The sequence below is a fragment of the Methylobacterium sp. Leaf113 genome, assembly GCF_001423325.1.
Lineage (GTDB): Bacteria > Pseudomonadota > Alphaproteobacteria > Rhizobiales > Beijerinckiaceae > Methylobacterium.
This window is the reverse complement of record NZ_LMNJ01000008.1, coordinates 1-25,027: the sequence shown is the minus strand read 5'-3', so window position 1 is coordinate 25,027 and position 25,027 is coordinate 1. Positions and strand designations below refer to the sequence as shown.

At 70.1% G+C, this 25,027-nt stretch carries 22 protein-coding genes; 9 read left to right on the top strand and 13 right to left on the bottom strand.

Annotation, left to right across the window (positions count from 1 at the left end; translation table 11 throughout):
* Positions 1 to 21: 21 nt before the first annotated feature.
* Positions 22 to 618 carry a DUF1003 domain-containing protein gene (locus tag ASF60_RS07335; protein ID WP_056182744.1) on the bottom strand — a complete coding sequence of 199 codons (597 nt, stop codon included), beginning with the start codon at positions 616 to 618 and terminating at the stop codon, positions 22 to 24.
* A 257-nt stretch (positions 619 to 875) separates the two neighbouring features.
* Between ASF60_RS07335 and ASF60_RS07330 the strand changes: the two genes are divergently transcribed.
* Positions 876 to 1,736 (top strand): alpha/beta fold hydrolase, encoded by an 861-nt coding sequence (locus tag ASF60_RS07330; protein WP_056182740.1) that lies wholly within the window; start codon positions 876 to 878, stop codon positions 1,734 to 1,736.
* A gap of 102 nt (positions 1,737 to 1,838) precedes the next feature.
* The gene (locus ASF60_RS07325; RefSeq protein ID WP_200940925.1) at positions 1,839 to 2,546 is read left to right on the top strand and encodes a hypothetical protein; all 708 of its coding nucleotides are present in this window, start codon (positions 1,839 to 1,841) and stop codon (positions 2,544 to 2,546) included.
* Positions 2,547 to 2,591: 45 nt separating this feature from the next.
* Here the strand turns inward: ASF60_RS07325 and ASF60_RS07320 are convergent, their stop codons facing one another.
* Positions 2,592 to 2,879: a hypothetical protein gene (locus ASF60_RS07320; RefSeq protein ID WP_056182738.1), complete on the bottom strand. Its 288-nt coding sequence runs from the start codon at positions 2,877 to 2,879 to the stop codon at positions 2,592 to 2,594.
* A 258-nt stretch (positions 2,880 to 3,137) separates the two neighbouring features.
* Between ASF60_RS07320 and ASF60_RS07315 the strand changes: the two genes are divergently transcribed.
* Positions 3,138 to 4,160 (top strand): hypothetical protein, encoded by a 1,023-nt coding sequence (locus ASF60_RS07315; protein WP_244478357.1) that lies wholly within the window; start codon positions 3,138 to 3,140, stop codon positions 4,158 to 4,160.
* 22 nt (positions 4,161 to 4,182) lie between these two features.
* Here the strand turns inward: ASF60_RS07315 and ASF60_RS07310 are convergent, their stop codons facing one another.
* Positions 4,183 to 4,998: an oxidoreductase gene (locus ASF60_RS07310; protein WP_056182735.1), complete on the bottom strand. Its 816-nt coding sequence runs from the start codon at positions 4,996 to 4,998 to the stop codon at positions 4,183 to 4,185.
* Positions 4,999 to 5,151: 153 nt separating this feature from the next.
* Positions 5,152 to 8,160 carry an FAD-binding and (Fe-S)-binding domain-containing protein gene (locus tag ASF60_RS07305; RefSeq protein ID WP_056182732.1) on the bottom strand — a complete coding sequence of 1,003 codons (3,009 nt, stop codon included), beginning with the start codon at positions 8,158 to 8,160 and terminating at the stop codon, positions 5,152 to 5,154.
* Positions 8,161 to 8,402: 242 nt separating this feature from the next.
* Between ASF60_RS07305 and ASF60_RS07300 the strand changes: the two genes are divergently transcribed.
* Complete coding sequence (locus ASF60_RS07300) at positions 8,403 to 9,449, top strand: threonine aldolase family protein (protein WP_056182729.1); 1,047 nt, start codon at positions 8,403 to 8,405, stop codon at positions 9,447 to 9,449.
* 306 nt (positions 9,450 to 9,755) lie between these two features.
* Here the strand turns inward: ASF60_RS07300 and ASF60_RS07295 are convergent, their stop codons facing one another.
* The gene (locus ASF60_RS07295) at positions 9,756 to 10,499 is read right to left on the bottom strand and encodes a GntR family transcriptional regulator (RefSeq protein ID WP_056182726.1); all 744 of its coding nucleotides are present in this window, start codon (positions 10,497 to 10,499) and stop codon (positions 9,756 to 9,758) included.
* A gap of 271 nt (positions 10,500 to 10,770) precedes the next feature.
* Here ASF60_RS07295 and ASF60_RS07290 point away from each other — a divergent pair, with 271 nt between their 5' ends.
* The 5 genes from ASF60_RS07290 (at position 10,771) to ASF60_RS07270 (ending at position 16,387) form a co-directional block, all read left to right on the top strand.
* On the top strand, positions 10,771 to 11,946 hold the full coding sequence (locus ASF60_RS07290; protein WP_056182723.1) for a pyridoxal-phosphate-dependent aminotransferase family protein: 1,176 nt from the start codon (positions 10,771 to 10,773) through the stop codon (positions 11,944 to 11,946).
* 275 nt (positions 11,947 to 12,221) lie between these two features.
* Positions 12,222 to 13,544, top strand: coding sequence for an MFS transporter (locus ASF60_RS07285; RefSeq protein WP_056182720.1), 1,323 nt, complete (start codon positions 12,222 to 12,224; stop codon positions 13,542 to 13,544).
* Between the two features lie 283 nt (positions 13,545 to 13,827).
* On the top strand, positions 13,828 to 15,057 hold the full coding sequence (locus ASF60_RS07280; protein WP_056182717.1) for a CaiB/BaiF CoA transferase family protein: 1,230 nt from the start codon (positions 13,828 to 13,830) through the stop codon (positions 15,055 to 15,057).
* Positions 15,054 to 15,839, top strand: coding sequence for an enoyl-CoA hydratase (locus tag ASF60_RS07275; protein WP_056182714.1), 786 nt, complete (start codon positions 15,054 to 15,056; stop codon positions 15,837 to 15,839). The genes ASF60_RS07280 and ASF60_RS07275 overlap by 4 nt, the downstream gene beginning before the upstream one ends.
* Positions 15,840 to 15,856: 17 nt before the next feature.
* Positions 15,857 to 16,387, top strand: coding sequence for a gamma carbonic anhydrase family protein (locus tag ASF60_RS07270; protein ID WP_056182711.1), 531 nt, complete (start codon positions 15,857 to 15,859; stop codon positions 16,385 to 16,387).
* Positions 16,388 to 16,431: 44 nt separating this feature from the next.
* Here ASF60_RS07270 and ASF60_RS07265 read toward each other — a convergent pair whose 3' ends face one another.
* From ASF60_RS07265 to ASF60_RS07230, 8 genes are all read right to left on the bottom strand, one after another.
* Positions 16,432 to 17,826, bottom strand: coding sequence for a hypothetical protein (locus ASF60_RS07265; protein WP_056182708.1), 1,395 nt, complete (start codon positions 17,824 to 17,826; stop codon positions 16,432 to 16,434).
* A gap of 213 nt (positions 17,827 to 18,039) precedes the next feature.
* A complete protein-coding gene (gene mnhG, locus ASF60_RS07260; RefSeq protein WP_056182705.1) occupies positions 18,040 to 18,381 on the bottom strand; it encodes a monovalent cation/H(+) antiporter subunit G in 342 nt (113 codons plus the stop codon).
* On the bottom strand, positions 18,378 to 18,662 hold the full coding sequence (locus tag ASF60_RS07255; RefSeq protein ID WP_056182702.1) for a K+/H+ antiporter subunit F: 285 nt from the start codon (positions 18,660 to 18,662) through the stop codon (positions 18,378 to 18,380). The genes mnhG and ASF60_RS07255 overlap by 4 nt, the downstream gene beginning before the upstream one ends.
* Before the next feature lie 13 nt (positions 18,663 to 18,675).
* Positions 18,676 to 19,164 (bottom strand): Na+/H+ antiporter subunit E, encoded by a 489-nt coding sequence (locus tag ASF60_RS07250; RefSeq protein ID WP_056182699.1) that lies wholly within the window; start codon positions 19,162 to 19,164, stop codon positions 18,676 to 18,678.
* Positions 19,161 to 20,762, bottom strand: coding sequence for a monovalent cation/H+ antiporter subunit D (locus ASF60_RS07245; RefSeq protein WP_056182694.1), 1,602 nt, complete (start codon positions 20,760 to 20,762; stop codon positions 19,161 to 19,163). The genes ASF60_RS07250 and ASF60_RS07245 overlap by 4 nt, the downstream gene beginning before the upstream one ends.
* A complete protein-coding gene (locus ASF60_RS07240) occupies positions 20,759 to 21,172 on the bottom strand; it encodes a Na+/H+ antiporter subunit C (RefSeq protein ID WP_056182692.1) in 414 nt (137 codons plus the stop codon). Before ASF60_RS07240 ends, ASF60_RS07245 begins: the two co-directional genes overlap by 4 nt.
* Positions 21,172 to 24,102: a monovalent cation/H+ antiporter subunit A gene (locus ASF60_RS07235; RefSeq protein WP_056182973.1), complete on the bottom strand. Its 2,931-nt coding sequence runs from the start codon at positions 24,100 to 24,102 to the stop codon at positions 21,172 to 21,174. The genes ASF60_RS07240 and ASF60_RS07235 overlap by 1 nt, the downstream gene beginning before the upstream one ends.
* 637 nt (positions 24,103 to 24,739) lie before the next feature.
* Positions 24,740 to 25,006, bottom strand: coding sequence for a hypothetical protein (locus tag ASF60_RS07230; RefSeq protein ID WP_056182971.1), 267 nt, complete (start codon positions 25,004 to 25,006; stop codon positions 24,740 to 24,742).
* Positions 25,007 to 25,027: the final 21 nt, after the last annotated feature.

The following is a 25,027-nucleotide window of genomic DNA, read 5'->3' as shown; positions in this document are numbered from 1 at the left end:
GACCCACGAGGTGCCGGGACATCAGGTTCTGACCGGCTGCGTCTCCGCGATGGTATCGAGGACCAGGTTGGGAGAGACATCCTGCTTGAGTTCGCCGACCTCCGCGTCCGCCTCCGTGGCGATGCCGAGATGATCCGTGATCGCCGACACCAGCGTGACCAGCTTCGTGACCTCATGCTCGGCCAGAAGTCCGATATGCAGATCGAGGTCGGCGCGCTTATCGGCTGCGGCCGCCATGCGGTTCTGGCTGATCAGCACGAAGGTCGAGAGGAAGATCGCCTCCACCGATGCGGAGGTGCCGAGGATGACGAAGCTCGCATCCCATCTCGGTAGGACCGGCAGGAGGCCGGTGTTGATCAGCGTCCAGAGACCGAACACCACCACGTGCAGGACGACGAAGGGCATGCTGCCGGTGAAGCGGGTGATCGTCTCCGCGATCCGGTCCGCCGCGCTCGACCGGCGCTCCTCGGCCGCGCGTCGCTGCTGCAAGGCCTCGATGTTGCGCGCTAAGACTGGGGACAGACCCGACGGCTGGGGCGGCCGGTAGGTCGGCCGCGCGGATTCCTCGAGGGCCTGCTGGCTGGAGGGAAGCTTCGGACGTCCAAAGGGTATCGGCATCGGGCGGGACAGGAGGCTGGTGTTTCACGGCTGACCCGAGTTTCAACCGCATCGGCCGGCAGCATGATCCCCTGACGGGAATGCGGCGTCGGCCGGGCCGGCTCTGCGACGAGCCCCCGGTTCATGGGCGAGCCCGAATTCGACAGGCGCGAGGGGAGAAAAAGCCGTCCGGGCGGCGTTGGCGTCTCGTGGGCGAGGGATGCGCCGAGTGGCCGGCGTTCCCCTCGCTTCTCCCTGACCCGAGGAGAGACGGCACCATGGCGCCGCGTGATCCGGATCTAAGCTTCTTGACCCTGCCCGACGTCACCCTGCAGGTCGCCACGGCCGGCCCTCGGGATGGAACGCCGACGATCCTTCTCCATGGGTTTCCCGAGGCTTGGTTCGGCTGGCGCAATCAGATCAACGCCTTGGCAGCGTCAGGATTGCGCATCATCGTCCCCGATCAACGCGGATACAACCGGAGCAGCAAGCCTCGGCTTCTCTCGGCCTATCATCTCGACCGGCTCGCCGACGATGTCCTGGCGCTGGCGGACCATTTCGGCGCCGAGCAGGTTCAGGTGGTCGGGCACGATTGGGGCGGGATCATCGCCTGGTGGCTCGCCGCCCGTAACCCCGAGCGCATTCGTCGCCTCGTCATCCTGAATGCGCCCCATCCCGACGTGATCGGGGCCTATACGCGTCGACACCCGATCCAGGCACTCCGATCCTCGTACGCCGCCGCTTTCCAGATCCCTCGATTGCCGGAGGCAGCTCTTCGTGCGGGAAACTTCCGTGCCCTACGCCAGACCTTGCGCCTGACGAGCCGGCCCGGAACCTTCACCGAAGCGGATCTCGAACGCTATGCCGAGGCCTGGACACAGCGCGGTGCGCCGACGGGCATGCTGAACTGGTATCGGGCATTGCGCCTGAAGCGTCGGACGCAGGACGGGCCGATCGGCGTGCCGACACACATCCTCTGGGGCCGGAAGGATTTCGCCCTCTCGCCCGGCCTTGCCATGGAGAGTTTGGCCCGTTGCACGCAGGGCCAGCTCACCTGGTTTCCCGAGGCGACGCACTGGCTGCACCATGAGGCGATCGACGCCGTCAACATGGCGCTCCGCGATTTCCTGACGCGCTGATCCGCCCGGTGCAGGCCCGCAATCCGGTTGACCTTCGGGTCGGATTCGGATGAGGCCCGTGCGAGCGCGGCCCGATGCCTGCGCGGACGGAGTTCAGCGTTGATCCCCTCGCCTCCCTGGGTCTCCATCGACACCAGCGCCATTCCGGGCACCAAGGCCCGGCTGACCCTTCTGCAACAGGGCGATGCCTACTCGATCCAGGTCGGGGATGCGGAGCTGATGACCAATCTGGATCGTCGCTCGGAACAGGCGCTCGCCACGATCGCCTGCGAGCGGCTCCGGGATCGCCCTGCCCCGCGCGTCCTCATCGGTGGACTCGGCATGGGCTTCACCCTTCGGGCGGCGCTCGCCGCGCTCGGGCCGGAGGCGCGCATCGTCGTCGCCGAACTCATTCCCGCGGTGGTAACCTGGGCACGCGGCCCGCTCGCCCACCTCTTCGCGGGCAGCCTCGACGATCCCCGCGTCACGATCGTGGAGGAGGATGTGAACCGATTGATCCAGTCAGGACCGGAGCAGTTCGACGCCATCCTGCTGGATGTCGACAATGGCCCCTCGGGGATGACCCGGCGGGAGAATGACCGCCTGTATGATGCCTGGGGTCTCAAGCGAGCCCATTACGCCCTGCGGAAGGGCGGCATCCTGGGAGTCTGGTCGGGCAAACCGGATCGTCGCTTCAAGGCGCGCCTGCGCCTGCATGGATACGGGGTCGACGAGGTCCGGGTTCATGCCAAAGAGGGCAACGGCGGACCTCGTCACGTTCTCTGGATGGCGACGCGGCCCGAGGCGCCTCTGACCTTCGCGGCACCCTGACCCTGGGTCGGCCCGGCCTTCGATGAGGGCCGAGCCGACGTCGCATCAGTAGCTGTAGTTGCGACGCGGACCGGAGGCGGGCTGGCCGTAGCCCGTGCCGCGTGGCTCGACTCGCGAACCGTAATCGATCTCCCGCTGACGCCGCGCCTGACGGTTCGCCAGATAGCGACCGCCGAGGCAACCCGCGACCGCACCGACGACGCCGCGCTCGGCGAGGTAGTGCCCGGCGATCCCGCCGATGATGGCGCCCTTGATGCACCCCTTGGCTTCCGCCGCCCCGACGCTGCCGAAGGTGAGAAGGGCGAGGGCCGACGCTGTCGCAATGATCCGCATGGTGAAACTCCTGGCTGCTGTGTCGAAGAAACAGCCTTGCCCCTGCGCCGTTCCCCGGGTCGATACGGCAGCGCGCGCGGGAATCCGGGCCCCTCCCCGCGGGGAGCGACGGCTGTGATGCTGCGGGGTTAATCCCGGAAAATTCACATTTCCTGCATCTGTGTCCAGGCGGCCGCAGGCAAGATAAGCCGAAGCGTATCTAAGGTGCCGGCAGTTGCCGGACCGTCATCGGGTTGAGCGACGCCATGGGGTTTCTCAATGATGACATCGCGTTACGCGCGTCCGGTCGGGGTTTTGCTCGGGCTGATTGCGGCGGTCTTGGCCAACGTCTCCGCGCATGCCGTCCAGGCTTCCGGGACTGCGGAGCGAGCGGGGTCGAAGCCTTCGGGCACGTCTCCGAAAACCGATGGCACGGCCAAGACCGGAGCGGATTCCGGTGCTGGCGACGACAAAGCCGCGAAGGAGGTCGATACCGAACATCTGTTCGGCTTCACCGAGGGCGCCGATACGGGCGAGAAGGGCGAGCAGGAGGTTGTGGTCGATACGGTGTCCCGGCTGGGCAAGCGGCCGGCCGGTCCCGGCCGAGGCCGCTACCGCGTTCTCGACACCAAGCTCGGCTATCAGTTCGATCCGATGGACAAGTTGAGCATCGAGATCGGAGCCTTCGGCAACCTTCGAAACGTCCGCAACATTACCGACCTCGACGACAAGTCCTACGGCACCTTCGATGGCATATCCGTCGAAGTGAAATATCAGTTTCTCAAGAGCAGCAAGGAGCAGCCCCTCGGCCTCGCCCTCGAAGTGAGGCCCCGGTTTGCCCGCGTGCTACCGATCGAGGGCAACGGAGCCGACATCTTCGACCTCGAGAGCGTGCTGCAACTCGATGTTCAGGTGGTGCCGGACAAACTCTGGTACGGCAGCAACATCAGCTTCGAGCTGGCGGCCGGGCGCCAGCGCGGCGTCGGGGCATCCGGCTATCGCTCGTCCACCTTCCTCTGGTCGAACGCCCTCGTGGCGCGGGTCGGGGACAGCACCTATCTGGGGCCGGAAGTCCGTTACCTGCGGGGCTATAACGGCACGTTTCTCAACGACTTGGAGAGCCAGGCGGTCTTCGTCGGCCCGGCCCTCCATCACCGCTTCACCGAGAAGACCTGGTTCACCTTGGCCTATGCCGGACAGGTCTGGGGCCGGGACAGGGATTCGACCCTGGCCAGTCGCGGCCTGGGCTTGAACCAGTTCGAGCGGCACAACCTTCGGGTTAAATTCGGCATGGAATTCTAGATCCCGCGGCGGCGTCCGGCGCTCAGTTCGGCAGACCCATCTGCTTACGCAGGCTCTTGTCGAAGAGGTGGGCCGGCGCGAAGCGGCGGAGCAGGCTCACCTGGCGGGCGACCTTTCCGGCGGTGTAGCGGCGGCGGGGCACGGCTGCGGCGGCGGCCTCCACCACTGTTCGGGCGACGACCTCCGGGGCGTCGGCGGTCGCCATCACGGTCCGCAGCATCGTGTCCGCACCGGCGCGGGCCTCTGCGTAGATGCTCAGTTGTGCATCGGGCACGACCAGGTTCTGGTTGAAGGACGTCCGGGTATAGGCGGGTTCCACCAGGACGACGCGGATGCCTTGGCCACGGATCTCATGGTCGATGGATTCCGAATAGCCTTCCAACGCATGCTTGCTCGCGGCGTAGAGCGCCATGTAGGGCGCCGGTACCAAGCCGAGGACGGAACTGATGTTGACGATGCGGCCACTCTTCTGGGCGCGCATGGTCGGCAGGACCGCCCGAATGGTGCGGATGACGCCGAACAGATTGACGTCGAAGAGCGTCTGCGCCTGCGCGACCGAGGATTCCTCGGCGCCGCCGCTGATGCCGTAGCCGGCATTGTTGACGAGGAGATCGATCCGGCCGGTCTCGTCCAGAACGGTGCGGACCATGGCGGCCACGGAGGCTTCGTCGGTTATCTCGCAGGTGAGCAGGGTGCCGGCATCTCCCAGGGCGGCGCCGGGCCGCCGGCTCGTCCCGAACACCCGATAGCCGGCGGCCTGCAGGGCCCGAACGGTGGCGAGGCCGATGCCCGAGGAGGCTCCGGTGACGATGGCGGTCTTCTGGATGGCTTGGCCCATGGCGCTCTCCTGGCAGGGCCGACCTGCCGGCCCGTCCCCTTATAGATGACGTATGTAATGTAAAACGGCAAGCGGAGCCGCGTGCTGCGCCGCACGTCTGCGCCCGTTCAGGCCCTCGTCGGCTGAGTCTCCGTCGCGTCTCCGTCGCGCGCTTCAGGGTGAAATCGCGGGATTGCAGACCCGTGTATTCCCCGAGGGTCGCGTCGAGGTCGCGCGGGCTTCGTCGAGGACGCGGGCCACGTGACGCGCGTCTCGGCCGAGACCGTCGTGGATCTGGTGCCGGCAGCTGGTTCCGTCCGCGACGACGAGATCGTCGGGACCGGCGGCCCGGAGGGCCGGGAACAGCGACAGCTCGGCCATGGCCAGGGACACGTCGATGGTGTCGGCTCCGTACCCGAAGGCACCCGCCATGCCGCAGCAGCTCGACTCGATCACCCGGACGTCGAGGCCCGGCACCGCTCGCAGCACGGCCTCGACGGCGCCCATCGCGCCGAAGGCCTTCTGGTGGCAATGGCCGTGGAGATGGGCGACCCGGCCGCCCTGATCGGCGAGGGGCAGGTCGATTCGGCCGGCCTGGAGGTCGGCGGCCAGCAGCTCCTCGAACAGCAGGCTGGCCCGTCCGAGTTCGGCCGCCTCGGGTCCGGGCAGGAGCGAGGCGAACTCGTCCCGGAAGGTGAGCAGGCAGGACGGTTCCAGGCCGACGATCCGGGCGCCGGCCCGGACATAGGGCAGCAGCGCCGTGAGCGTCCGCCGCGCCTCGGCCCGGGCCCGGTCGGTCTGGCCGGAGGCGAGGTAGGTCCGGCCGCAGCAGAGCGGACGGCGTCCGCGATGCGGGAAGACCCGGTGCAGGCGATAGCCGGCGGCGAGCAGAACCCGCTCGGCGGCCTCCAGGTTCTCGCGCTCGAAGGCCCGGTTGAAGGTGTCGCCGAACAGGACGATGTCGCGAAAATCGCCGGTGACGTCGGAGGGATGGGCGGGCTCGCCCGATTCGCGCCAGGGCCGGCGCCATTGCGGCAGCGTCCGGCGCGCCGAGAGGCCGACCAGCCGCTCGGACAGGCGGGCCAGGGCCGGCAGGCGGTCCCGCAGGTTGAGAAGCGGGGCCAGCCGGGCGGCCGTGCTGGCGTAGAGCGGCAGCGCCGCCACCAGGCGCTCCTTGAGGGGCAGGCCGTGCCGGGCATGGTAATGGTGCAGGAACTCGATCTTCATCTTGGCCATGTCGACGCCGGTCGGGCACTCGCGCCGGCAGGCCTTGCAGGAGACGCAGAGGTCCAGGGTCCGCTTCATCTCCGGACTGGTGAAGGCGTCCGGTCCGAGCTGGCCCGAGATGGCGAGCCGCAGGGAATTGGCCCGGCCCCGGGTCAGGTGCTGCTCCTCCTTGGTGACGCGGTAGGACGGGCACATGGCGCCGCCGGCGAGCTTCCGGCAGGTGCCGTTGCTGTTGCACATCTCGACGGCGGGGCCGAAGCCGCCCCAGTCGGACCAGTCGAGGGCCGGCACGGTCGGCTCGGTCACGGCGTAGCCCGGCTGGAAGCGCATCAGCGACCGGTCGTCCATGCGCAGCGGCCGGACGATCTTGCCGGGGTTGAGGCGGTTCTCCGGGTCGAATCCGTCCTTCACCGCCTCGAAGGCGCGGGTCAGGCGCGCCCCGAACATCGGCTCGATGTACTCCGAGCGCGAGATGCCGTCGCCGTGCTCGCCGGAATAGGAGCCCTTGAAGCGCCGGACCGCGGCGCTGGCCTCCTCGGCGATGGACCGCATCTTGGCGACGTCGCCGCCCTGCTTCATGTCGAGGATCGGGCGGACATGCAGGCAGCCCACCGAGGCGTGGGCGTACCAGGTGCCGCGGGTGCCGTGCCGGGTGAACACCTCGGTGACGGCGTCGGTATAGTCGGCCAGGTGCTCCAGGGGCACCGCGCAATCCTCGATGAAGGAGACCGGCTTGGCGTCGCCCTTCATCGACATCATGATGTTGAGGCAGGCCTCGCGCACCTCCCAGACGGATCTCTGCCTGACCGGTTCGGGCACCTCCACCACGGCGCCGGTGAAGCCATGGTCGCTCATGCAGGCGTCGAGGCGCTTCAGGTCGGCCAGGAGCGTCGCCCGGTCGTCGCCGGCGAATTCCACCAGCAGCAGGCAGTTCGGGGTGCCGCGGGTGATGTCGGCGAGCGTGGTGCGGAACAGCGGAATGTCGGCGCCCAGCACCAGGACGTTGTTGTCGACCAGTTCGACCGCCACGGGATCGAGGTCCACCAGCGCCTTCGTGGTCTCCATGGCGGCGCGGAAGGACGGAAAATGGCAGACGCCCATGACCCGGTGGGCGGGCAGCCGCGACAGCTTCAGGGTGACGCTGGTGGTGGCCGCCAGCGTGCCCTCCGAGCCGACGAGCAGGTGGGCGAGGTTCGGCCGCGGCTCGATCAGGGCGTCGAGATTGTAGCCGCCGACCCGGCGCTGGACCTGCGGGAAGCGGGCCAGGATTTCCGCGCGCTCCGACTCGGCCAGCGCCCGCATGGCGGCGGCCAGGGACTCGGCGCGGCCCGAGCCTGTCACGCCTGAACCGATCACGCCCGTGCTGTCGTTGCCGGTCGGCCCGAAGCCGAACGGAACCCCGTCGTGGAACAGGGCCTCCATGGCGAGGACGTTGTCGCTCATCTTGCCGAAGCGCAGCGAGCGCGCACCGCAGGAATTGTTGCCCGCCATGCCGCCGATGGTGCAGCGGGTCGCCGTGGAGGGTTCGACGGGGAAGAACCAGCCGTTGGCCTTCACCCGGCTGTTGAGCTGTTCCAGCACGATGCCGGGCTCCACCGTGACGGTGCCGGCCTGCGGATCGTAGGCGCGGATGCGGTTGAAGTGGCGCGAGCAGTCGACCACCAGCCCGCGCCCGATCGGCTGGCCGTTCTGCGAGGTGCCGCCGCCGCGCAGGATGACGGGCACGTCGTGCTCGGCCGCGATCTTCAGGGTGGCGGCGATGTCGGCGGCGGAGCGGGGCAGGACCACGCCGGCCGGGACGATCTGGTAGATCGAGGCATCGGTGGCGTAGCGTCCGCGGGTGAAGGCGTCGAAGCGCGCCTCTCCTTCCAGCGCCTCGGCCAGCCGCCGGGGCAGCCCGGCATTCCGGCGGGTGGCGGCGCGCGGCGCGACGAAGGGCTCAGCCGTGGCGGTCATGCATCGGGTCCTCGCACGGGGCCGGTGGGCCTCCGCGCCGCGAGACGGGGGGAAGGCAAGACGGGGGAAGGCAAGACGGGGGAAGGCAAGACGGAGGAAGGCAAGACGAAACGAAGGCGAGTCGGAGAACGCCCGGGGGAACGGGTCGAAGACCCGGTGCGTCCGAGGCCTGACAGGGTGGCAGCCCGCCGCGATGCGGATAAGATAACCCGCAAAATCTGCATGCAAAATAGGGGGGTACCATGATCGACCTGTACAGCGACACCCAGACGCGGCCGACGCCGGGGATGCGGGCCGCGATGGCGGCGGCCGAGGTCGGCGACGAGCAATCGGATTCCGATCCGACCACCCTGGCCCTGTGCGCGCGGGTGGCGGACCTGCTCGGGCAGAAGGCCGGCGTGTTCATGCCCTCCGGCACGATGTGCAATCTCGTGGCGATCCTGGTGCAGACCCGGCCCGGCGACGAGATCATCGTCGATGACCAGTCTCACATCTACAACACCGAGGCCGCCGGCTCGGCGGCGATCGGCGGCGTGTCCGTGGCGGCGCTGAAGACCCCGGCGGGGGTCTACACGCCGGAGGCGTTCGAGGCCGCGATCCGGGTTCCGGCTCGCACCGCGCCGCGCTCGGCCCTGGTCTCGATCGAGCAGACCACCAGCTTCTCGGGCGGCTCGGTCTGGGATCTGGCCGATATGCGGCGCATCCGCGACATCGCCAAAACCCGCGGGCTCAAGGCCCATATCGACGGGGCCCGCCTGCTGAACGCCGTGGCGGCCACGGGCATCGCCGCGAAAGCCTATGCGGAGGGTTTCGACAGCGCCTGGATCGACCTGAGCAAGGGGCTCGGCTGCCCGGTCGGTGCCGTCCTGTGCGGCGACCGGGACTTCATCACCCAGGCCTGGCGCTGGAAGTACCGCCTCGGCGGCGCCATGCGCCAGTCCGGCATCCTGGCGGCGGCGGGGCTCTACGCGCTCGATCACCATGTCGACCAACTGGCCCGCGACAACGCCCACGCGGCCCTGCTGCGCGACCGGATCGCGGGCGCGCCGGGCCTCGCCATCGCGGCCGGGGCGGCCCAGTCCAACATCCTGTGCTTCTCCGTGGCGCCCCTCGGGGTCACGGCCGCCCGTTTCGCCGAGGCCTGCCTGGCGCAGGACATCCGGGTCCGGGCGATCGGCGCCCACGAGATCCGCGCTACCACCCATCTGGAGGTCGACGAACCCGGAATCCTCCGGGCGGCGGACGTGATCCGCGCCGAGGCCGAACGGCTGTCGGCCCTGCGGGACTGACACGGGGCTCGCTCGCGCGATTCGGAGACGGGTCTGGCCGCAGCGCGGGGCCCGCGCATCCCCTCTCCCGGCCGCTGCGCGACCACCCTCCCCCGCAGAGGGGGATGGGTCGACCCGTGCCGGGACGAGACCCTCGCGGGGTCTGCGAGATCGAGGCGTGGACGCGATGACCTCTGGGGAGGAGCGTCGTTCGGGGCCGGATTTCGCCAACCCGGTCGTGTTCTGCCCATCCGGGTCCATCGACCGGACGCGGTCCGAACCCTCACCGAGCAGGATGACCGCCAGGGCAACCGCCATCGCCCCGGGTCAGCCCTCGGTCGCGTCGGGGGCGGGGGCGGCTTCGCGGACGGCAGCGGCCTTGCGCTTGTTGCGCAGGTGCCGGAACAGGATGTCGCTCAGCTCATGGCCGGCCCGCCGGTGCAGGGCGTCGAGGATCTCCTCGTGCTCGCGCATCGCCTCGCCCCACCGGTCCCGGTTCTGGTCGAGATTGGCCGAGTAGCGCACCCGGCGCAGGCGGCCGGCGAAGTTGGCGTAGGTGGTGGCCAGGGGCTCGTTGTCGGCGGCGCGCACGATACGGTCGTGGATCGCCTGGTTGCAGGCGAAGTAGCCGTGCAGGTCCCGGCGCAGGTACGACGCGTACATCTCGTGGTGCAGGCGCTCGATCTCCGCATAGGCCGCGTCGCTGATCTTCTCGCAGGCGAGCCGGCCGGCCAGGGCCTCGAGGCCGCCCATCACGTCGAAGAGCGCCACCATCTCGTCGGCGCCGAGCTGGCGCACCCGGGCGCCCCGGTTCGGCAACAGATCGATCAGCCCCTCGGAGGCCAGCACCTTCAGGGCTTCGCGCAACGGGGTGCGGGAGATGCCGAAGCGCTCGCACAGCAGGCGCTCCGGCACCCGGGCGCCAGGCGCCAGGTTCCCCTCCACGATGTAGTCGCGCAGGTTGGCCAAGAGCGTGCCGTGCAGGGAGGCGACGGCGAGGATTGGCAGTCCCGTGGGCGCGGCGGCGGCGCCCGCTTCGGTCGCGGGATCCGGGGCGGACTCAAGCATCATCGTTCCAGATTTATCAGCCCGAAGCGGCGGGGTCGAGCGGAACCGTTCGCAAAATAGTGCTTGTGCGTTCGAAAAATGAATGCAAATTTCGGGGCAACGCAATTGAAACCGGGGCTCGTCGCCGACAATCGCGCGCTGCGTTCCGGCACCGCGCAGGATTTCCGGCACCGTTCTGGTCCTCCGGACGGTCCGGCACCGCCGGTCGGACCCGTTCCGCCTCGGACCCGGACTTCCCCGTCGCCTGCTCCCCAATCGCCCTGCGAGGCCCGCGATGACGACACGCACCGGACGCCACTTCCTGCACATCCCGGGGCCGAGCCCCGTGCCCGAACGCGTCCTGCGCGCCATGGACATGCCGGTGATCGACCATCGCGGGCCGGATTTCGCCAAGCTCGGCCGGGCGGTTCTGGAAGGTGCCCAGGCGGTGTTCCAGACCCGCGCCCCGGTGATCCTGTATCCGGGCTCGGGCACGGGGGCCTGGGAGGCCGCCATCGTCAACACGCTCTCGGCCGGCGACCGGGTGCTGATGTTCGAGACCGGCCACTTCGCCACCCTGTGGCGCCAGATGGCGGCCCGCTGGGGCATCGAGGTCGAGTTCGTGCCCGGCGACTGGCGCCGCGGCGTCGACCCGGCCCGGGTCGAGGCCATCCTTGCCGAGGACCGCGCGAAGTCGATCAAGGCCGTGATGGTGGTCCACAACGAGACCTCCACGGGCGTGACCAGCCGGATCGCCGAGATCCGCAAGGCCATCGACCGGGCCAACCACCCGGCCCTGTTCCTGGTCGACACGATCTCGGGTCTCGGCTCTGCCGAGTACGCTCACGACGCCTGGGGCGTCGACGTCTCGGTGAGCTGCTCGCAGAAGGGCCTGATGCTGCCGCCCGGCCTCGGGCTCGTCGCCCTGTCGGACCGGGCGCTCGCCGCCACGAAGACCGCGACGCTGCCGCGCTCCTACTGGGACTGGCAGGAGATGCTCAAGCCGAATGCGGCCGGATACTTCCCCTATACGCCGGCCACCAACCTGCTCTACGGCCTGCGCGAGGCCATCGCCATCCTGATGGAGGAGGGCCTGCCCGAGGTCTTCGCCCGCCACCAGCGCCTCGCGGCCGCCACCCGTGCCGCCGTCGAGGCCTGGGGCCTCGAGGTCCTGTGCCAGGAGCCGTCGGAATACTCGCCGGTGCTCACCGCCGTGGTGATGCCGCAGGGCCACGACGCCGACGCCCTGCGCAACCTGATCCTCGACAAGTACGACCTGTCCCTCGGGACCGGGCTGGCCAAGGTCGCCGGCAAGGTCTTCCGCATCGGCCATCTCGGCGAGACCAACGACCTCATGCTGATGGCGGCCCTGTCCGGCGTCGAGATGGGCCTGAAGGCGGGCGGCGTGCCGCACACGCGCGGCGGCGTGCTGGCGGCGATGGATGCGCTCCGTTCCGGCCTCGACGACTGAGCGACACCTCCGGCGGACCCGACAGACCGTCATTCCGGGGCGCCGAAGGCGAGCCCGGAATCCAGGTCCGCCGACGGTGCAGGACGCGATCGAACCTACGGTTCTGGATCTCGGGCTCCGCTGCGCGGCCCCGGGATGACGGAGGGCCTGGGACGAAGACTTCGTAAAACTGAAAGCCCCTAACGCCAGCCGATTACACCGATCCTGCGTGCCCCCGCAAAAAAGCCCGGCGATCAGACCGGGCGGGGTGTCGCGTTCAACTGGAGGAAACCCCGATGACGCCAGCAACTGGACGCGTCTCCGCGTCAGTCCCTGCCAAACGACGCGTCTCCGCGTCGAACATGGTCCTGTTCCTGCTGTGCCTGATGTACTTCGTCACCTATCTCGACCGGGTGAACATCGCGACGGCGGGCGGCGAGATCATGAAGGATCTCGGGATGTCGAACACTCAGTTCGGCCTGATCCTCTCCGCCTTCGCCTACCCCTACGCCATTTTCCAGGTCATCGGCGGATCGGTCGGCGACAAGTTCGGCGCCCGCCGGACCCTGCTGGTCTGCGGCCTGATCTGGGCCTCGGCGACGATCCTCACGGGTCTCGTCGGCGGCCTGATCAGTCTGTTCCTCGCCCGCGTGCTGCTCGGCTTCGGCGAGGGTGCGACCTTCCCGACCGCCACCCGCGCCATGCAGAACTGGACCGCGCCGGGCAAGCGCGGCTTCGCCCAAGGCATCACCCACGCCTTCGCGCGGCTCGGCAACGCGGTGGCGCCTCCCATCGTCGCCTTCCTGATCTACCAGTTCGGCTGGCGCATCGGCTTCGTCATCCTGGGCGTCGCGAGCTTCGCCTGGGTCGTCGTCTGGTACGCGTATTTCCGCGATGACCCCAAGGACCATCCGGCGATCACCCCGGAGGAACTCGCGGTGCTGCCGCCGCCGAGCAAGGTCGGCGCCAAGCAGACCGTGCCCTGGGGCCGCCTGACCCGGCGCATGCTGCCGGTGACGGTGACCTATTTCTGCTACGGCTGGACCCTGTGGCTGTTCCTCGGCTGGCTGCCGAGCTTCTTCAAGCTGAATTACGGCCTCGACCTGAAGAACTCGGCCCTGTTCGCCTCCGGGGTGTTTTTCGCCGGCGTCGTCGGCGACACCCTCGGCGGCGTCTTCAGCGACCGCATTCTCAAGAAGACCGGCAACCTCAAGCTGGCCCGGCTCAGCGTCATCGTGGTCGGCTTCCTCGGCGCGGCCGCGAGCCTCACCGGCGTGTTCTTCACCCGCGACCTGACCCTGGTGGCGCTGCTGCTCAGCTCGGGCTTCTTCTTCGCCGAGCTGGTGATCGGCCCGATCTGGTCGGTGCCGATGGACATCGCACCGAAATATTCGGGCACGGCCGCCGGCCTGATGAACACCGGCTCGGCGGTGGCGGCGATCATCTCGCCGATCGTCTTCGGGATGATCGTCGACATGACGGGAAGCTGGACCCTGCCCTTCGCCGGCTCCATCGGCCTGTGCCTGCTCGGCGCCGGCCTCGCCTTCACCATGCACCCCGAGCAGCCCTTCGTGGAGGCGCCGGAGGTGCCTCTGGGGCGGGTCATGCCGGCGGAGTAGCGGGCGTTCCCGTTTCCCCACGGCTGGCGCTGTGCTCGTCGGAAACCCAGGCGCAGCACCACGTCATCCCGGGGCCGCGCAGCGGAGCCCGAGCTCCAGAGCCGCCGACGGCGTCAGATCCTGCACCACCCGAGTGTCTGGATTGCACGCCTCCGGCGCGCCGGAATGACGGCGTGGTGCCCTGCGAGCGAGGCGAGGAAATGCGGGCGGACTTTGCGGCCGTCAGCGACATTCCAGCCGGCGGGCTGCGCCCGATTCCGGCACAACACAGGAACCCGGCACGATGGACCAAGCCGTGCACGACACCCTCACCCCGCGCCCCCTGCCCCTCGCGGGCCTGCGCGTCCTCGACGTGACGCAGGTGATGGCCGGTCCGGTCTGCAGCATGCTGCTGGCCGATCTCGGGGCCGACGTGATCAAGGTCGAGCCGCCCGGCACCGGCGACCAGACCCGGGGCGCCATGGGGTTCAAGATGAAGGGGCCCGACAGCATGGGCTTCCTCAACATGAACCGGAACAAGCGCAGCCTCGCCCTCAACCTGAAGAGCCCGGCCGGGCGCGACCTCCTGCTCGACATGGCCGAGACCGCCGACATCGTGGTCGAGAACTACCGCCCCGGCGTCATGGCCCGGCTCGGCCTCGGTTACGAGGCGATGCGGGCGCGCAATCCGGGCCTGATCTATGCCAGCATCTCGGGCTTCGGACAGTCGGGTCCCTGGGCCAAGCGCCCGGGCTACGACCTGATGGCCCAGGCCATGTCCGGCGTGATGAGCGTCACAGGCCATCCCGGCGGGCCGCCGGTGAAGGCCGGCGTGCCGGTGGCGGATATCGGCTGCGCGCTGTTCGCGGTCTATGGCATCCTCAGTGCGTATATCGGCCGGCAGGTCAGCGGCGCGGGCCAGTACATCGACGCGTCGCTGTTCGACTCGGCCCTGGCCTTCTCGATCTGGGATACGAGCGAATACTGGGGCACCGGCCGGATTCCGGAGCCGCTCGGCACCGCCAACCGCATGAGCGCGCCCTATCAGGCGGTGCGGGCGGCGGACGGCTACTTCGTCATGGGGGCGACCAACCAGAAGCTCTGGCGCCTGCTCTGCGACGTGCTCGGGCGCGAGGACCTTCTAACCGACGAACGTTTTCGCGATATCGCCGGGCGGCTTGCCCACCGAGAGGCCCTGATCGCCGCGCTGGAGACGAGCTTCGCGGCCAGGAACGCCGAGGATTGGGTGAGCGATCTGCTCGCCGCCGGCATCCCGGCCGGGCGCATGAACACCTACCCGGAGGCCTTCGAGAGCGAACACGGCCGCCATCGGCAGATGCGGATCGAGGTGCCGCACCCGATCGAGGGCAGCGTTCCGAATATCGGCTTTCCGGTGAAGCTCTCGGGCACGCCCGCCGAGGTGCGCCGGCACGCGCCGCTGCTCGGCGAGCACACCGACGAGGTCCTGCGCGAGTTCGGGCTGACCAGCGAGGCGATCGCGCGCCTGCGCGACGACGGGGCCTTCGCCGCATGACCCGCCCCGCCGATGACGGCGCGGTCCGCTACCGGGTCGAGGGCGGCGTCGCCCATCTCACCTTCGACCGCCCGTCCGCCCGCAACGCGATGACGTTTGCGATGTACGAGGCCCTCGCCGAGGCCCTGGGGCGGATCGAGGCCGACCCGGCGGTGCGGGTCGCCGTGCTGCGCGGCGCCGGCGGCAAGGCCTTCGTGGCCGGCACCGACATCGAGCAGTTCGTCGGGTTCACGGGACAGGACGGCGTCGCCTACGAGGCCCGCATCGACGGCTACATCGCCGGTCTGGAAGCCGTCCGGGTGCCGACCGTGGCGGTGATCGAGGGCTTCGCGGTGGGGGGCGGCCTCGCCATCGCCAATGCGTGCGACATCCGGATCGCCGAGGCCGGGGCGCGATTCGGCGTGCCGATCGCCCGGACCCTGGGCAATTGCCTGTCGCCCGCCAACCTGCGCCGCCTGACCGCGACCCTCGGCCCGAGCCTCGTCGCCCGCATGTTGCTGCTGGCCGAGATGCCCAGCGCCGAGACCCTGGCGCCGCTGGGCTACCTCGCCGCCGTGGTGGCGCCGGACGCCCTCGAGGCGGAGGTCGCCGGCATCTGCGACCGGCTTCTCGGCCATGCCCCCGTGACCCTGCGGGTGACCCGTGCGATGCTGCGCCGCCTCGCCCGGGACGCGGAAGCGGACGCGACCGACCTGATCGCCGAGTGCTACGGCAGCCGGGATTTCGCCGAGGGCGTCGAGGCCTTCCTGGCCCGGCGGCCCGCCGCCTGGACGGGCACCTGAACCCGGATCGGATCGCCATGACCCTCTACGCCCTCGGCCCCCATCACCCGCAGCTCGCCGAGGCGGGCCGCGTCTGGATCGCGCCCGGGGCGCACGTGATCGGGCAGGTCCATCTCGGCCGCGACGTCTCGATCTGGTTCGGCGCCACCCTGCGGGGCGACAACGACACCATCCGGATCGGCGACCGCTGCAACATCCAGGACGGGGCGGTGCTGCATGTCGATCCCGGCTTTCCCCTCGATCTCGGCGACGACGTCACCGTGGGGCACCGCGCCATCGTGCATGGCTGCACCATCGGGGCCGGCACCCTGATCGGCATGGGCGCCACGATCCTCAACGGCGCCCGCATCGGCCGCAACTGCCTCGTCGGCGCCAACGCGCTGGTGACCGAGGGCAAGGAATTTCCCGACAACAGCCTGATCGTCGGCGCCCCCGCCCGGGTCTCCCGGACCCTCGATGAGGCCGCCGCCGCCCGGCTCGCCCGCACGGCCGAGAGCTACGTCGCCAACGGGCGCCGCTACCGCGAGGAGCTTCGCGCGCTCGACTGACACGCCCGCTCGACGAACGGGCGCGCCCGTTCGTCGAGCGGGCGTCAGTGCCGGGCGAGCGCCGCCTTCAGGCGCACGGGATCGACCCGCGTCAGCACCACCTCGCTCGATCCGTCGCCCGCGAAGCTCGCGAAGGCGAAGCGGCCCTGGTCGTCCCAGGCATCCGAGCCCGTGTGGACGTTGAGCCGCTCCAGGCGGGGATCGAGGTCGGCGAGGCTGCACAGGCGGGTCGCGGCGCCCGTCGCGAGGTCGACTTCGTAGAGCGAGGACGGCCCTGTGCCCGGGACGTAGCTGGTCACCGCCGCATAGGCCGTCCGGCCGTCGGGGGCGACCTGGAACATCCAGAAGAAGCTGGCGGTCCAGTCGAGCGTCACCCGGCCGAGGGCGGTCCAGGTTTCGGGCTTCCCCGCCGCGGCCTCGGTGAAGCGGTAGAGGTAGCCCTTGTCGTCGGCGGCGTAGCAGAGCCCGCGCGCGGGCAGGCAGCGGCCGACCTCCAGGGCGCGCGGCGCCTGCAGGGCGAAGTCCGGCCGCGCCACCATGCCCTGCTGGGGATCGTAGCTGTAGAGGTGGCCGTAGATGGCGGGGTCGTGCGCTGGCCCGGTGAGCGGGTTGCCGGCCGAGAAGTAGAGGCGCCCGCGCGCATCGGTGAACATGAAGCGGCCGGTATAGACGAAGGCGCGATCGTAGGCGGCGGGCCGCCCGAGGGACGCGGTGGTGCCGGCGGCGACGTCGTAGCGGACGATCTCGGCGGTCGGCACCACCGCGCCGTAGATCACGTTGCGCGCGGGATCGCCGGCCAGCGTCACCAGGCTGCCATGCGGCAGGCCGGTGCCGCCCGGCTCGGCGGCGCTGAGGTCGGTGAAGCGGGCCGTGGCCGGGTCGTAGGCGTAGAGATGGAAGCCGCGCCGGTCGCGGTAGCCGTCGTCCAGGGTCGAGCGGTCCATGGTGCCGACATAGACCTTGCCGCCGAACCACAGCGGCCGGGTGTGGAACTTCTCGGCGGTCTCGCCGGGCTTCCAGTTGCCGGCGGCTTCCGAGGCGGACCGGGCATCGCCGGCGAGCCGCAGCGTGTCGCTGCCGGCTGGCAGGCGGTACAGGGCCGCGTTGGTGCGGTGGTCCATTCCGGCGACGTAGAGGTCGCCGTTCGGGGCCGAGCCCGTCGCGTGCCAGCTCTGGGTCGGGTGCAGCCCGTTCGGCGTGTCCGGCAGGGTCCAGAGATGGACTCCGTCGAGGCGCCCGGCGATCCCGGATGTCGCGACTTCGGTCGGGGCGACTTCGGCTGGGGCGATTTGGGCAGGCGCGCGGTTGGCCGGTGTGGAGTCCGGCTGGGCGGGAGCTGACGCGGCCGGCGCGGCCAGGGCGGGGGCGGGACGCGTGTTCGCGGCGAGGAGTCCCGCGAAAGCGAGCCCCAGGGCGGCGGTGACGGCATCGAGGCGCATGCGGGGGGCTCTCCGGGACGGGACGAACGCGCTGTCCGAACGGGGTGTCGGGGCCTTTGTCGAAATCCGGCTGTCGGTATCTGGGTGGCGGAATCTGGGTGTCGAGATCTGGGTATCGCGGCGTTGGGCGCCGGGTTTGCCGACGGACCCTGATCCACCCGGAAGGTGGCGGCATCCGGGCGCCGTCCGGGCGGATGCCGGAGCCCTGCCGGATCAGAGTTCGGGCGGCGCGCCGGGATTGCCCTCGTGGCGGTCGCGCTGGGCGGCGGCCCGGGCGAGGACCAGGAGGGTGACCGGGGTCGTGATGGTGAGAAAGATGCCGATCAGGGCATCGCGCAGGACGAGGCGCCCCTCGATCAGCGACAGCAGGACCATCGAACTCGTCAGGATCAGGGCCATGCCCAGGGTGGCACCGAGCGTCGGCGCGTGGACGCGCTCGTAGAACGTCCGCAGGCGGATGAGGCCGAGGGCACCGGTCAGCGAGAAACCGGCGCCGGTGATCGCCAGCGCGACCACCAGCCAGGCCGCCCAGACGGGCAATGCCGCGCCGGTCACTGGATCACCTCGCCCTGCATCAGGAACTTGGCCAGCGCCACCGTGGCGGTGAAGCCGACCATGCCGAGGATCAGCGCCGCTTCGAAGTAGAGGCCGCTGCCGGTCCGCATGCCGTGGACCACGATCGCCAGCATCCCGTTGAGGTAGAGGGTGTCGAGGCCGAGGATCCGGTCCTGCGCGCGCGGGCCGCGCAGCATCCGCCAGACGGCGATGGCCATCGCCAGCACCAGCATTCCCTGCGCGAGGCCGAGCCCCCCATCGAGCACCGCGATGGCCGTCATGCCGGAAACTCCATCAGGAAAAGATCGTCATGAGAGGGCGCTCGTAGCGGCCCTTGACCCGCCGCACCCATTCGTCCCCGCCGGTCTCGTCGAGTACGTGCAGGAGCAGGCTCCCGCTCTGGGAATCGTACTGGACCCAGAGCGTTCCGGGCGTGCCCGTCAGGATGATCGACAGCGCCGCGAGTCCGAAGGGATCGCGCAGGTCGAGGGGGATCGTGACGAAGCCGGTCCGTCGCTCGCCGCGGCGGAGCCCGAGGATGATCCGGGCGACGTCGATGTTCGAGCGCACCATGTCGTAGACCACGAGTCCGGCGAGCCGCACGAGGGTGCCGGGCGCGCGCACCCGGACCGCCGGGGGACGTAAGGCCCGCATCACGGCGGGAACCGCCAGGCCGACGAGGAGCGCCAGCACGGCGCTTCCCGGGGTCAGCGGTGCGTTCAGCAGGAGCCAGGTCAGGGCGAGGCCGAGCGACAGCCAGGGATAGGGCAGCAGCCGCGTCACGATCCGGCGCCCTCCTGGTTGCCGAGCACGGCCTGGATGTAGGCCTGCGGCTGCGCGAGCCAGCGCACGGTCTCGTCCGCGTAGGCGAGGGCCGGACCGCCCCAGAGGGCGAGCGCCATGCAGGCCGCGAGCAGCCCGGCCAGGGCCGCGAACTCGGTGGGATGCAGCACCGGCGGCGGGTCGTCGCTCGGAACCCAGAGGGTGAGGATGCCGAGGCGCACCAGCGGCATCAGGGTGCCGAAGCTCGACAGCGTCAGGGCGGCGATCAGGGCCCAGGCCGAGGCCGTGATCGGGCCGGCGGCCAGCCCCGTGAACAGCGCGAGCTTGCCCACGAACCCGGCGAGCGGCGGAAGGCCGGCCAGCATCAGCGTGCAGACCACGAAGCCGCAGCCCAGGATCGCCACCGCCGCCGGAAACGCCCGGCCGATCTCGGTCGCGTCGGCGTCGTCGAAGGGATCGCGGTACTCGTCCGCGAACACCGCCTGCCGGGCGTCGCCCGGGTCGCGGCCGCGTTGCAGGATCTCGGCCAGCAGGAACAGGGCGGCGGCCGCCAGCGTCGACCCGAGGAGGTAATACAGCGCTCCGGCCAGCGCCCGGTCGCCCCCGGTGCCGAGGGCGGCCAGCACCGTGCCGGACGAGATCATCACCGCGTAGCCCGCCGCCCGGGTGAGGTCGCGGGCGGCCAGCAGGCCGATGGTGCCGTACGCCATGGTCGCCAGCCCGGCCGCCAGCAGCCAGGTCTGTCCGAATCCCTGCGAGGTCCCGGCGCCGAACAGCAGCAGGCTGAGGCGGACCACGACGTAGATGCCGACCTTGCTGAGGATCGCCAGGATCGCGGCCGCCGGCGCGCTCGCCGCCGCATAGGTCGTCGGCAGCCAGAACCCGAGCGGCCAGGCGCTGCACTTGATCAGGAAGGCGATGCCCAGCACGGCGCAGCCGATCTCGAACAGGGCCGGTTCGGTCGCCGGGCCGGCGAGCCGACGGGCGAGGTCGGCCATGTTGAGCGTCCCCATGGTGCCGTAGACCAGGCTGACGCCGACGAGGAAGAACAGCGAGGCGACGAGGTTCACCGCGATGTAGCCGAGCCCGGCCCGAATGCGGACCTCGCCCGAGCCGTGCAGGACGAGGCCGTAGGAGGCGGCCAGCATCACCTCGAAGAACACGAACAGGTTGAACAGATCGCCGGTGAGGAAGGCGCCGTTGACGCCCATCAGCAGCAGCAGGAACAGGCCGTGAAAGCGCGGCCCGGCCCGGCCCCAGCGGGCGAAGGAGAACACCAGGGCGCACAGGCCGAGCACGCTGGCCAGCGCCAGCATCAGGGCCGAGAGCCGGTCCGCCACCAGCACGATGCCGTAGGGCGCGGCCCAGTTGCCGAGGCGGTAGACCTGCGCGCCGGCCTCGACGCGCCCGACCAGCACGAGGGCGATGCCGAGCAGGACCAGCACCGTGCCGAGGCTCAGGGCCGCCTTCAGGCGGCGCCGACGCTCGTCCAGCAGGAACATCAGGCCCGCCACCGCGATCGGCAGCACGACCGGCAGCACCACGAGATGATCCGACCAGGCGGTGTCGGCGGAGGCAGTCAGGATTGCGGGACTCATGATTGCGGAAATTTCGGCTGCGGGAAGTCCTGCTGCGGGAAGTCCTGCTGCGGGAAGTCCGGCTGCGAATCGGCCTGATGCGGCTCGCGACCGTCCACGTGGTCGCTGCCGGTGATGCCGCGGGCGGCGAGCAGGACGACGAGGAACAGGGCTGTCAGCGCGAAGCTGATCACCACGGCGGTGAGGACCAGGGCCTGCGGCACCGGATCGTCGACGGAGACGACCTCCGCGCCTGCCCCGAGCACCGGCGGCGCCCCGACGGTGAGCCGGCCCATGGCGAAGATGAACAGGTTGACGGCGTAGCTCAGGAGCGAGATCCCGAGCACGACCTGGAACGTCCGCGGCCGCAGCATCAGCCAGATGCCGGAGGCGGCGAAGACGCCGATTCCCAGCGAGAGCACGATTTCCATCAGGCAATCTCCCTCTCGGCGGCCCGTTCGGCCTCGGCCTCGACGGTGCGGGTGCGGCGCAGGGACTGGTGCGCCAGGGCGACCAGCATCAGGGCGCTCGCCCCCACCACCAGGACCATGATGCCGAGATCGAACAGCAGCGCGCTCGCCACCGGCACCTTGCCGAGCAGCGGCGGCTCCCAATAGGCGAAGAAGGCGGTGAGGAAGGGGCGCCCGAACAGCCAGGAGCCCGCTCCCGCCAGGACGGCGACCAGCAGGCCGATGCCGATCCAGGAAATCGGCTGGATACGCAGGCGCGCCTCCACCCACTCGGCCCCTTGCGCCATGTATTGCAGCATGAACGCGATGGTGAGCGTGATGCCGCCGGCGAATCCCCCGCCCGGTAGGTCGTGCCCGCGCAGGAACAGGTGCAGGGCGAGCAGGACGATGAAGGGGAACAGCCACGTCATCACCACCCGGGGGACGAGGAGCGCGTCGGCGGTGGTGTCGCCGGGGCTGCGTCCGGCGCGGGCAGCGTCGTAGGCGTCGTGGCTGACCTGCTGCCGCGGCCGCTCCAGGCTGTCGGCGGCGGGGCGGAAGCGGCGCAGCAGGGCGAACACCGTGAGGCCGACGATGCCGAGGACGCAGATCTCGCCCAGGGTGTCGAAGGCCCGGAAATCGACCAGCAGCACGTTGACCACGTTGCGCCCGCCCGCCTTCGGGTAGGCCTCCTCCACGAACCAGCGGGCGATGCCGTCGACCGCCGGCCGCGTCATCACCGCGTAGGCGAGGCCGGCGAGGCCGAGCCCCGCGACGGCGGCGATGCCGAAATCGACGATGCGCCGGCGCCGGGCCCGCGCCGTTTCGGAGGCCGGGACCGGGATCGCCGCGTCGCGCTTCGGCAGCCAGCGCAGGCCGAGCAGCAGCATGACGGTGGTGACGATCTCGACCAGGATCTGGGTCACGGCGAGGTCGGGGGCGGACAGCCACAGGAAGGTCAGGCAGCTCACCAGCCCGGCGCCGCCGACGAAGATCGTGGCCGACAGGCGATGGTACTTCGCCCGCTCCGCCGCCCCGATCGCGCAGGCCGCGCCGACGAGCCACATCAGCGCGAAGGCGGGATCGAACGCCGTGCTGCGGCCGGGCGCGAACAGGTCGAGGCCCCGGATGGCCCCCGCCGTCGCGGCGGCCAGCAGCACGGTGAGGAAGAGGATGCGCAGCTGCACCTGGAGGCGCTCGCTGCCGAGGTGGCGCTCCCAGCGGCGGGCGCCGAGGACGAGGCCGGTCATCGTCCGCTCGAACAGGCGGCCGCCGTCGAGGCGGTCCATCAGCCAGGGACCGCCCCGGGGATTGGCGTTGATCCGCCGCCCGAACGCGCGATAGAGCCCCACCCCGCCCACGAGGGCGATGACGCTGAGGGCCAGCGGCGCATTGAAGCCGTGCCAGATCGCGAGGTCGTAATCGGGCGTGCGCTCGCCGAGCACCGACCGGACCGCGCCGGCCAGCAGCGGACCGATAGTGAGGTTGGGCACGAGGCCGATGGCGATGCAGACCAGCACGAGCAGTTCGATCGGGATGCGCATCCACCGCACCGGCTCGTGGGGGGCGTGCGGCAAGTCGTGCGGCGCCGGGCCGAAGAACGTCTGGCGGATGAAGCGCACCGAGTAGAGCATGGTGAAGGCGCTCGCCAGGGTCGCCAGCACCGGCAGGGCGAAGTTCAGCAGGTGCTCGCCGGCATTGTCGACCGCCTCCGCCAGGAACATCTCCTTCGACAGGAAGCCGTTGAGGAGCGGCACGCCCGCCATCGCGGCGGCGGCCACCATGGCCAGCGTCGCCGTGTAGGGCATCGCCCGCCACAGGCCGCTGAGGCGGCGCATGTCCCGCGTCCCGGTCTCGTGGTCGATGATCCCGGCCGCCATGAACAGCGAGGCCTTGAAGGTGGCGTGGTTCACCGTGTGGAAGATCGCCGCCACCACCGCCAGCGGGGAGTCGAGCCCGAGCAGCAGGGTGATCAGCCCGAGATGGCTGATCGTGGAATAGGCCAGCAGGCCCTTGAGGTCGTGCTGGAAGATCGCGCTCCAGGCGCCCACCAGCATGGTCACCATGCCGGCGGTGCCGACGATCCAGTACCAACTCTCGGTGCCGGCCAGCACCGGCCAGAGCCGGATCATGAGGAAGATGCCGGCCTTCACCATGGTGGCCGAGTGCAGGTAGGCGCTGATCGGCGTCGGCGCCGCCATCGCGCGCGGCAGCCAGATGTGGAACGGGAACTGGGCCGATTTGGTGAGCGCGCCGGCCAGCACCAGCACCAGGGCGGGCAGGTAGAGCGGGCTCCGGCGGATCGTGTCGCCCGAGGCGAGCACCACGGCGAGGTCATAGCTGCCGACGATCTGGCCGATCAGCACCATGCCGACGAACAGGCAGAGCCCGCCGGCCGCCGTGATGGTGAGCGCCATCCGCGCCCCGTCGCGCGCCGACGCGTTGTCGGTCCAGTAGCCGATCAGCAGGAACGACACGATGCTGGTCAGCTCCCAGAACACCACCAGCTGGATCAGGTTGCCGGCGAGCACGATGCCCAGCATCGCGCCCACGAAGGCGAGCAGGTAGCTGAACAGGCGCGGCACCGGGTCTTCGGCGGCCATGTAGTAGCGCGCGTACAGCACCACGAGCGCGCCGATCCCCAGCACCAGAACGGCGAAGAGCCAGGACAATCCGTCGAGCCGCAGGACGAAGCGGACGCCGAGCGTCGGCAGCCAGTCCACCGTCCAGGCGACGGTGCCGGAGCCGGCGATCGCCGGATACAGGAGCCCGATGCAGACGAGGGACGCCACCATGACGAAGCCGGCCAGGATTGCGGCGGCGTTGCGCGCCTGTCCGGGCAGACAGATCGCGACCACGCTGCCGAGGAAGGGCAGGATCGCGGCGGTGGCGAGAAGGAGGTGTGGCGGCATCAGCTCGGGCAATGGCAGGCGCGGTCGGACACGGGCAATCCCTTCGGCGGCACGCTCCTGAGGGGTGCCCGCCTGCCTGAGGGGGACCCGCCTGGATTGGAGGGGAGCGCCATCCTCGATACCGAGGTCGGCAGGGTGAAGCGGCGGCAGCGCGGACACACGCCACGGTCGGTATAGCCAGGGACGGGCGCAGTGGCGAGCGCTGACCGCACGAGGCTTCATGAGCGCTCGCACTGGCATTCCAGCGGCTTGGCTGCGGGTGCGGCAGGGCTCACGCCCTCTTCGACCGGTCTTGGCTGAGATTGAGCAATGATTGAGCAATCTTGCTGCAGGACCTCCGCGCTTCACGCGCTGCTGATTGCCTGGAGACCCGCCTCGATCTGCCGGCCAACAACCTCGCCCTGGTGTTTGCCCGGAGCTGATGGGTCGCCGGGGCCGACGCGAACAAGAACCCCGCCGCGGCGCGAGCCGGGCGGGGTGTCGAGGTGCGGGTCGGGTCGGATTTGGTCGGGTCGGCTACAGGTTCAGGAGGGCCTGGGTCGAGCCGATCACCGTGACGGCGAGGCCGCCGGCGAAGGCGGCGATCATGGCGTAGGAGACGCCTCTCAGCAGCATCGGGTGATCCCGCTCCTCCCGATCAGCAGCGGTTTCCGCCCGAGGTCTGGCCGTATTGCTGGGTCGGGAAGTTCTGCTGGTTGGCGTTGCCTTCAGCGGCCGAGCTCATCGGGCAATGGGAGGGGTGACGCAGGGGCGAGAGGCCGCGTCCGTCGAGGGACCCGGTGGTCTCGACGTCATAGGGCGAGAAGGCGGTGTAACGCGACGGGGCATCATAGGCCATGGCCGACGAGATCGGAGCAACGCCAAGGACAAGGGCGGTGGCGAGGGCGGCGATACGGGTCTTGATCATGGGTTCTGGTTTCCTTCT

What these genes read in the sequence shown, in the direction of transcription:
- ASF60_RS07335 (WP_056182744.1), bottom strand. Translation starts at nt 618, where the DNA reads ATGCCGATACCCTTTGGACGTCCGAAGCTTCCCTCCAGCCAGCAGGCC.
- ASF60_RS07330 (WP_056182740.1), top strand. Translation starts at nt 876, where the DNA reads ATGGCGCCGCGTGATCCGGATCTAAGCTTCTTGACCCTGCCCGACGTC.
- ASF60_RS07320 (WP_056182738.1), bottom strand. Translation starts at nt 2,879, where the DNA reads ATGCGGATCATTGCGACAGCGTCGGCCCTCGCCCTTCTCACCTTCGGC.
- ASF60_RS07315 (WP_244478357.1), top strand. Translation starts at nt 3,138, where the DNA reads ATGATGACATCGCGTTACGCGCGTCCGGTCGGGGTTTTGCTCGGGCTG.
- ASF60_RS07310 (WP_056182735.1), bottom strand. Translation starts at nt 4,998, where the DNA reads ATGGGCCAAGCCATCCAGAAGACCGCCATCGTCACCGGAGCCTCCTCG.
- ASF60_RS07305 (WP_056182732.1), bottom strand. Translation starts at nt 8,160, where the DNA reads ATGACCGCCACGGCTGAGCCCTTCGTCGCGCCGCGCGCCGCCACCCGC.
- ASF60_RS07300 (WP_056182729.1), top strand. Translation starts at nt 8,403, where the DNA reads ATGATCGACCTGTACAGCGACACCCAGACGCGGCCGACGCCGGGGATG.
- ASF60_RS07295 (WP_056182726.1), bottom strand. Translation starts at nt 10,499, where the DNA reads ATGATGCTTGAGTCCGCCCCGGATCCCGCGACCGAAGCGGGCGCCGCC.
- ASF60_RS07290 (WP_056182723.1), top strand. Translation starts at nt 10,771, where the DNA reads ATGACGACACGCACCGGACGCCACTTCCTGCACATCCCGGGGCCGAGC.
- ASF60_RS07285 (WP_056182720.1), top strand. Translation starts at nt 12,222, where the DNA reads ATGACGCCAGCAACTGGACGCGTCTCCGCGTCAGTCCCTGCCAAACGA.
- ASF60_RS07280 (WP_056182717.1), top strand. Translation starts at nt 13,828, where the DNA reads ATGGACCAAGCCGTGCACGACACCCTCACCCCGCGCCCCCTGCCCCTC.
- ASF60_RS07275 (WP_056182714.1), top strand. Translation starts at nt 15,054, where the DNA reads ATGACCCGCCCCGCCGATGACGGCGCGGTCCGCTACCGGGTCGAGGGC.
- ASF60_RS07270 (WP_056182711.1), top strand. Translation starts at nt 15,857, where the DNA reads ATGACCCTCTACGCCCTCGGCCCCCATCACCCGCAGCTCGCCGAGGCG.
- ASF60_RS07265 (WP_056182708.1), bottom strand. Translation starts at nt 17,826, where the DNA reads ATGCGCCTCGATGCCGTCACCGCCGCCCTGGGGCTCGCTTTCGCGGGA.
- ASF60_RS07255 (WP_056182702.1), bottom strand. Translation starts at nt 18,662, where the DNA reads ATGACGGCCATCGCGGTGCTCGATGGGGGGCTCGGCCTCGCGCAGGGA.
- ASF60_RS07245 (WP_056182694.1), bottom strand. Translation starts at nt 20,762, where the DNA reads ATGAGTCCCGCAATCCTGACTGCCTCCGCCGACACCGCCTGGTCGGAT.
- ASF60_RS07240 (WP_056182692.1), bottom strand. Translation starts at nt 21,172, where the DNA reads ATGGAAATCGTGCTCTCGCTGGGAATCGGCGTCTTCGCCGCCTCCGGC.
- ASF60_RS07235 (WP_056182973.1), bottom strand. Translation starts at nt 24,102, where the DNA reads ATGCCGCCACACCTCCTTCTCGCCACCGCCGCGATCCTGCCCTTCCTC.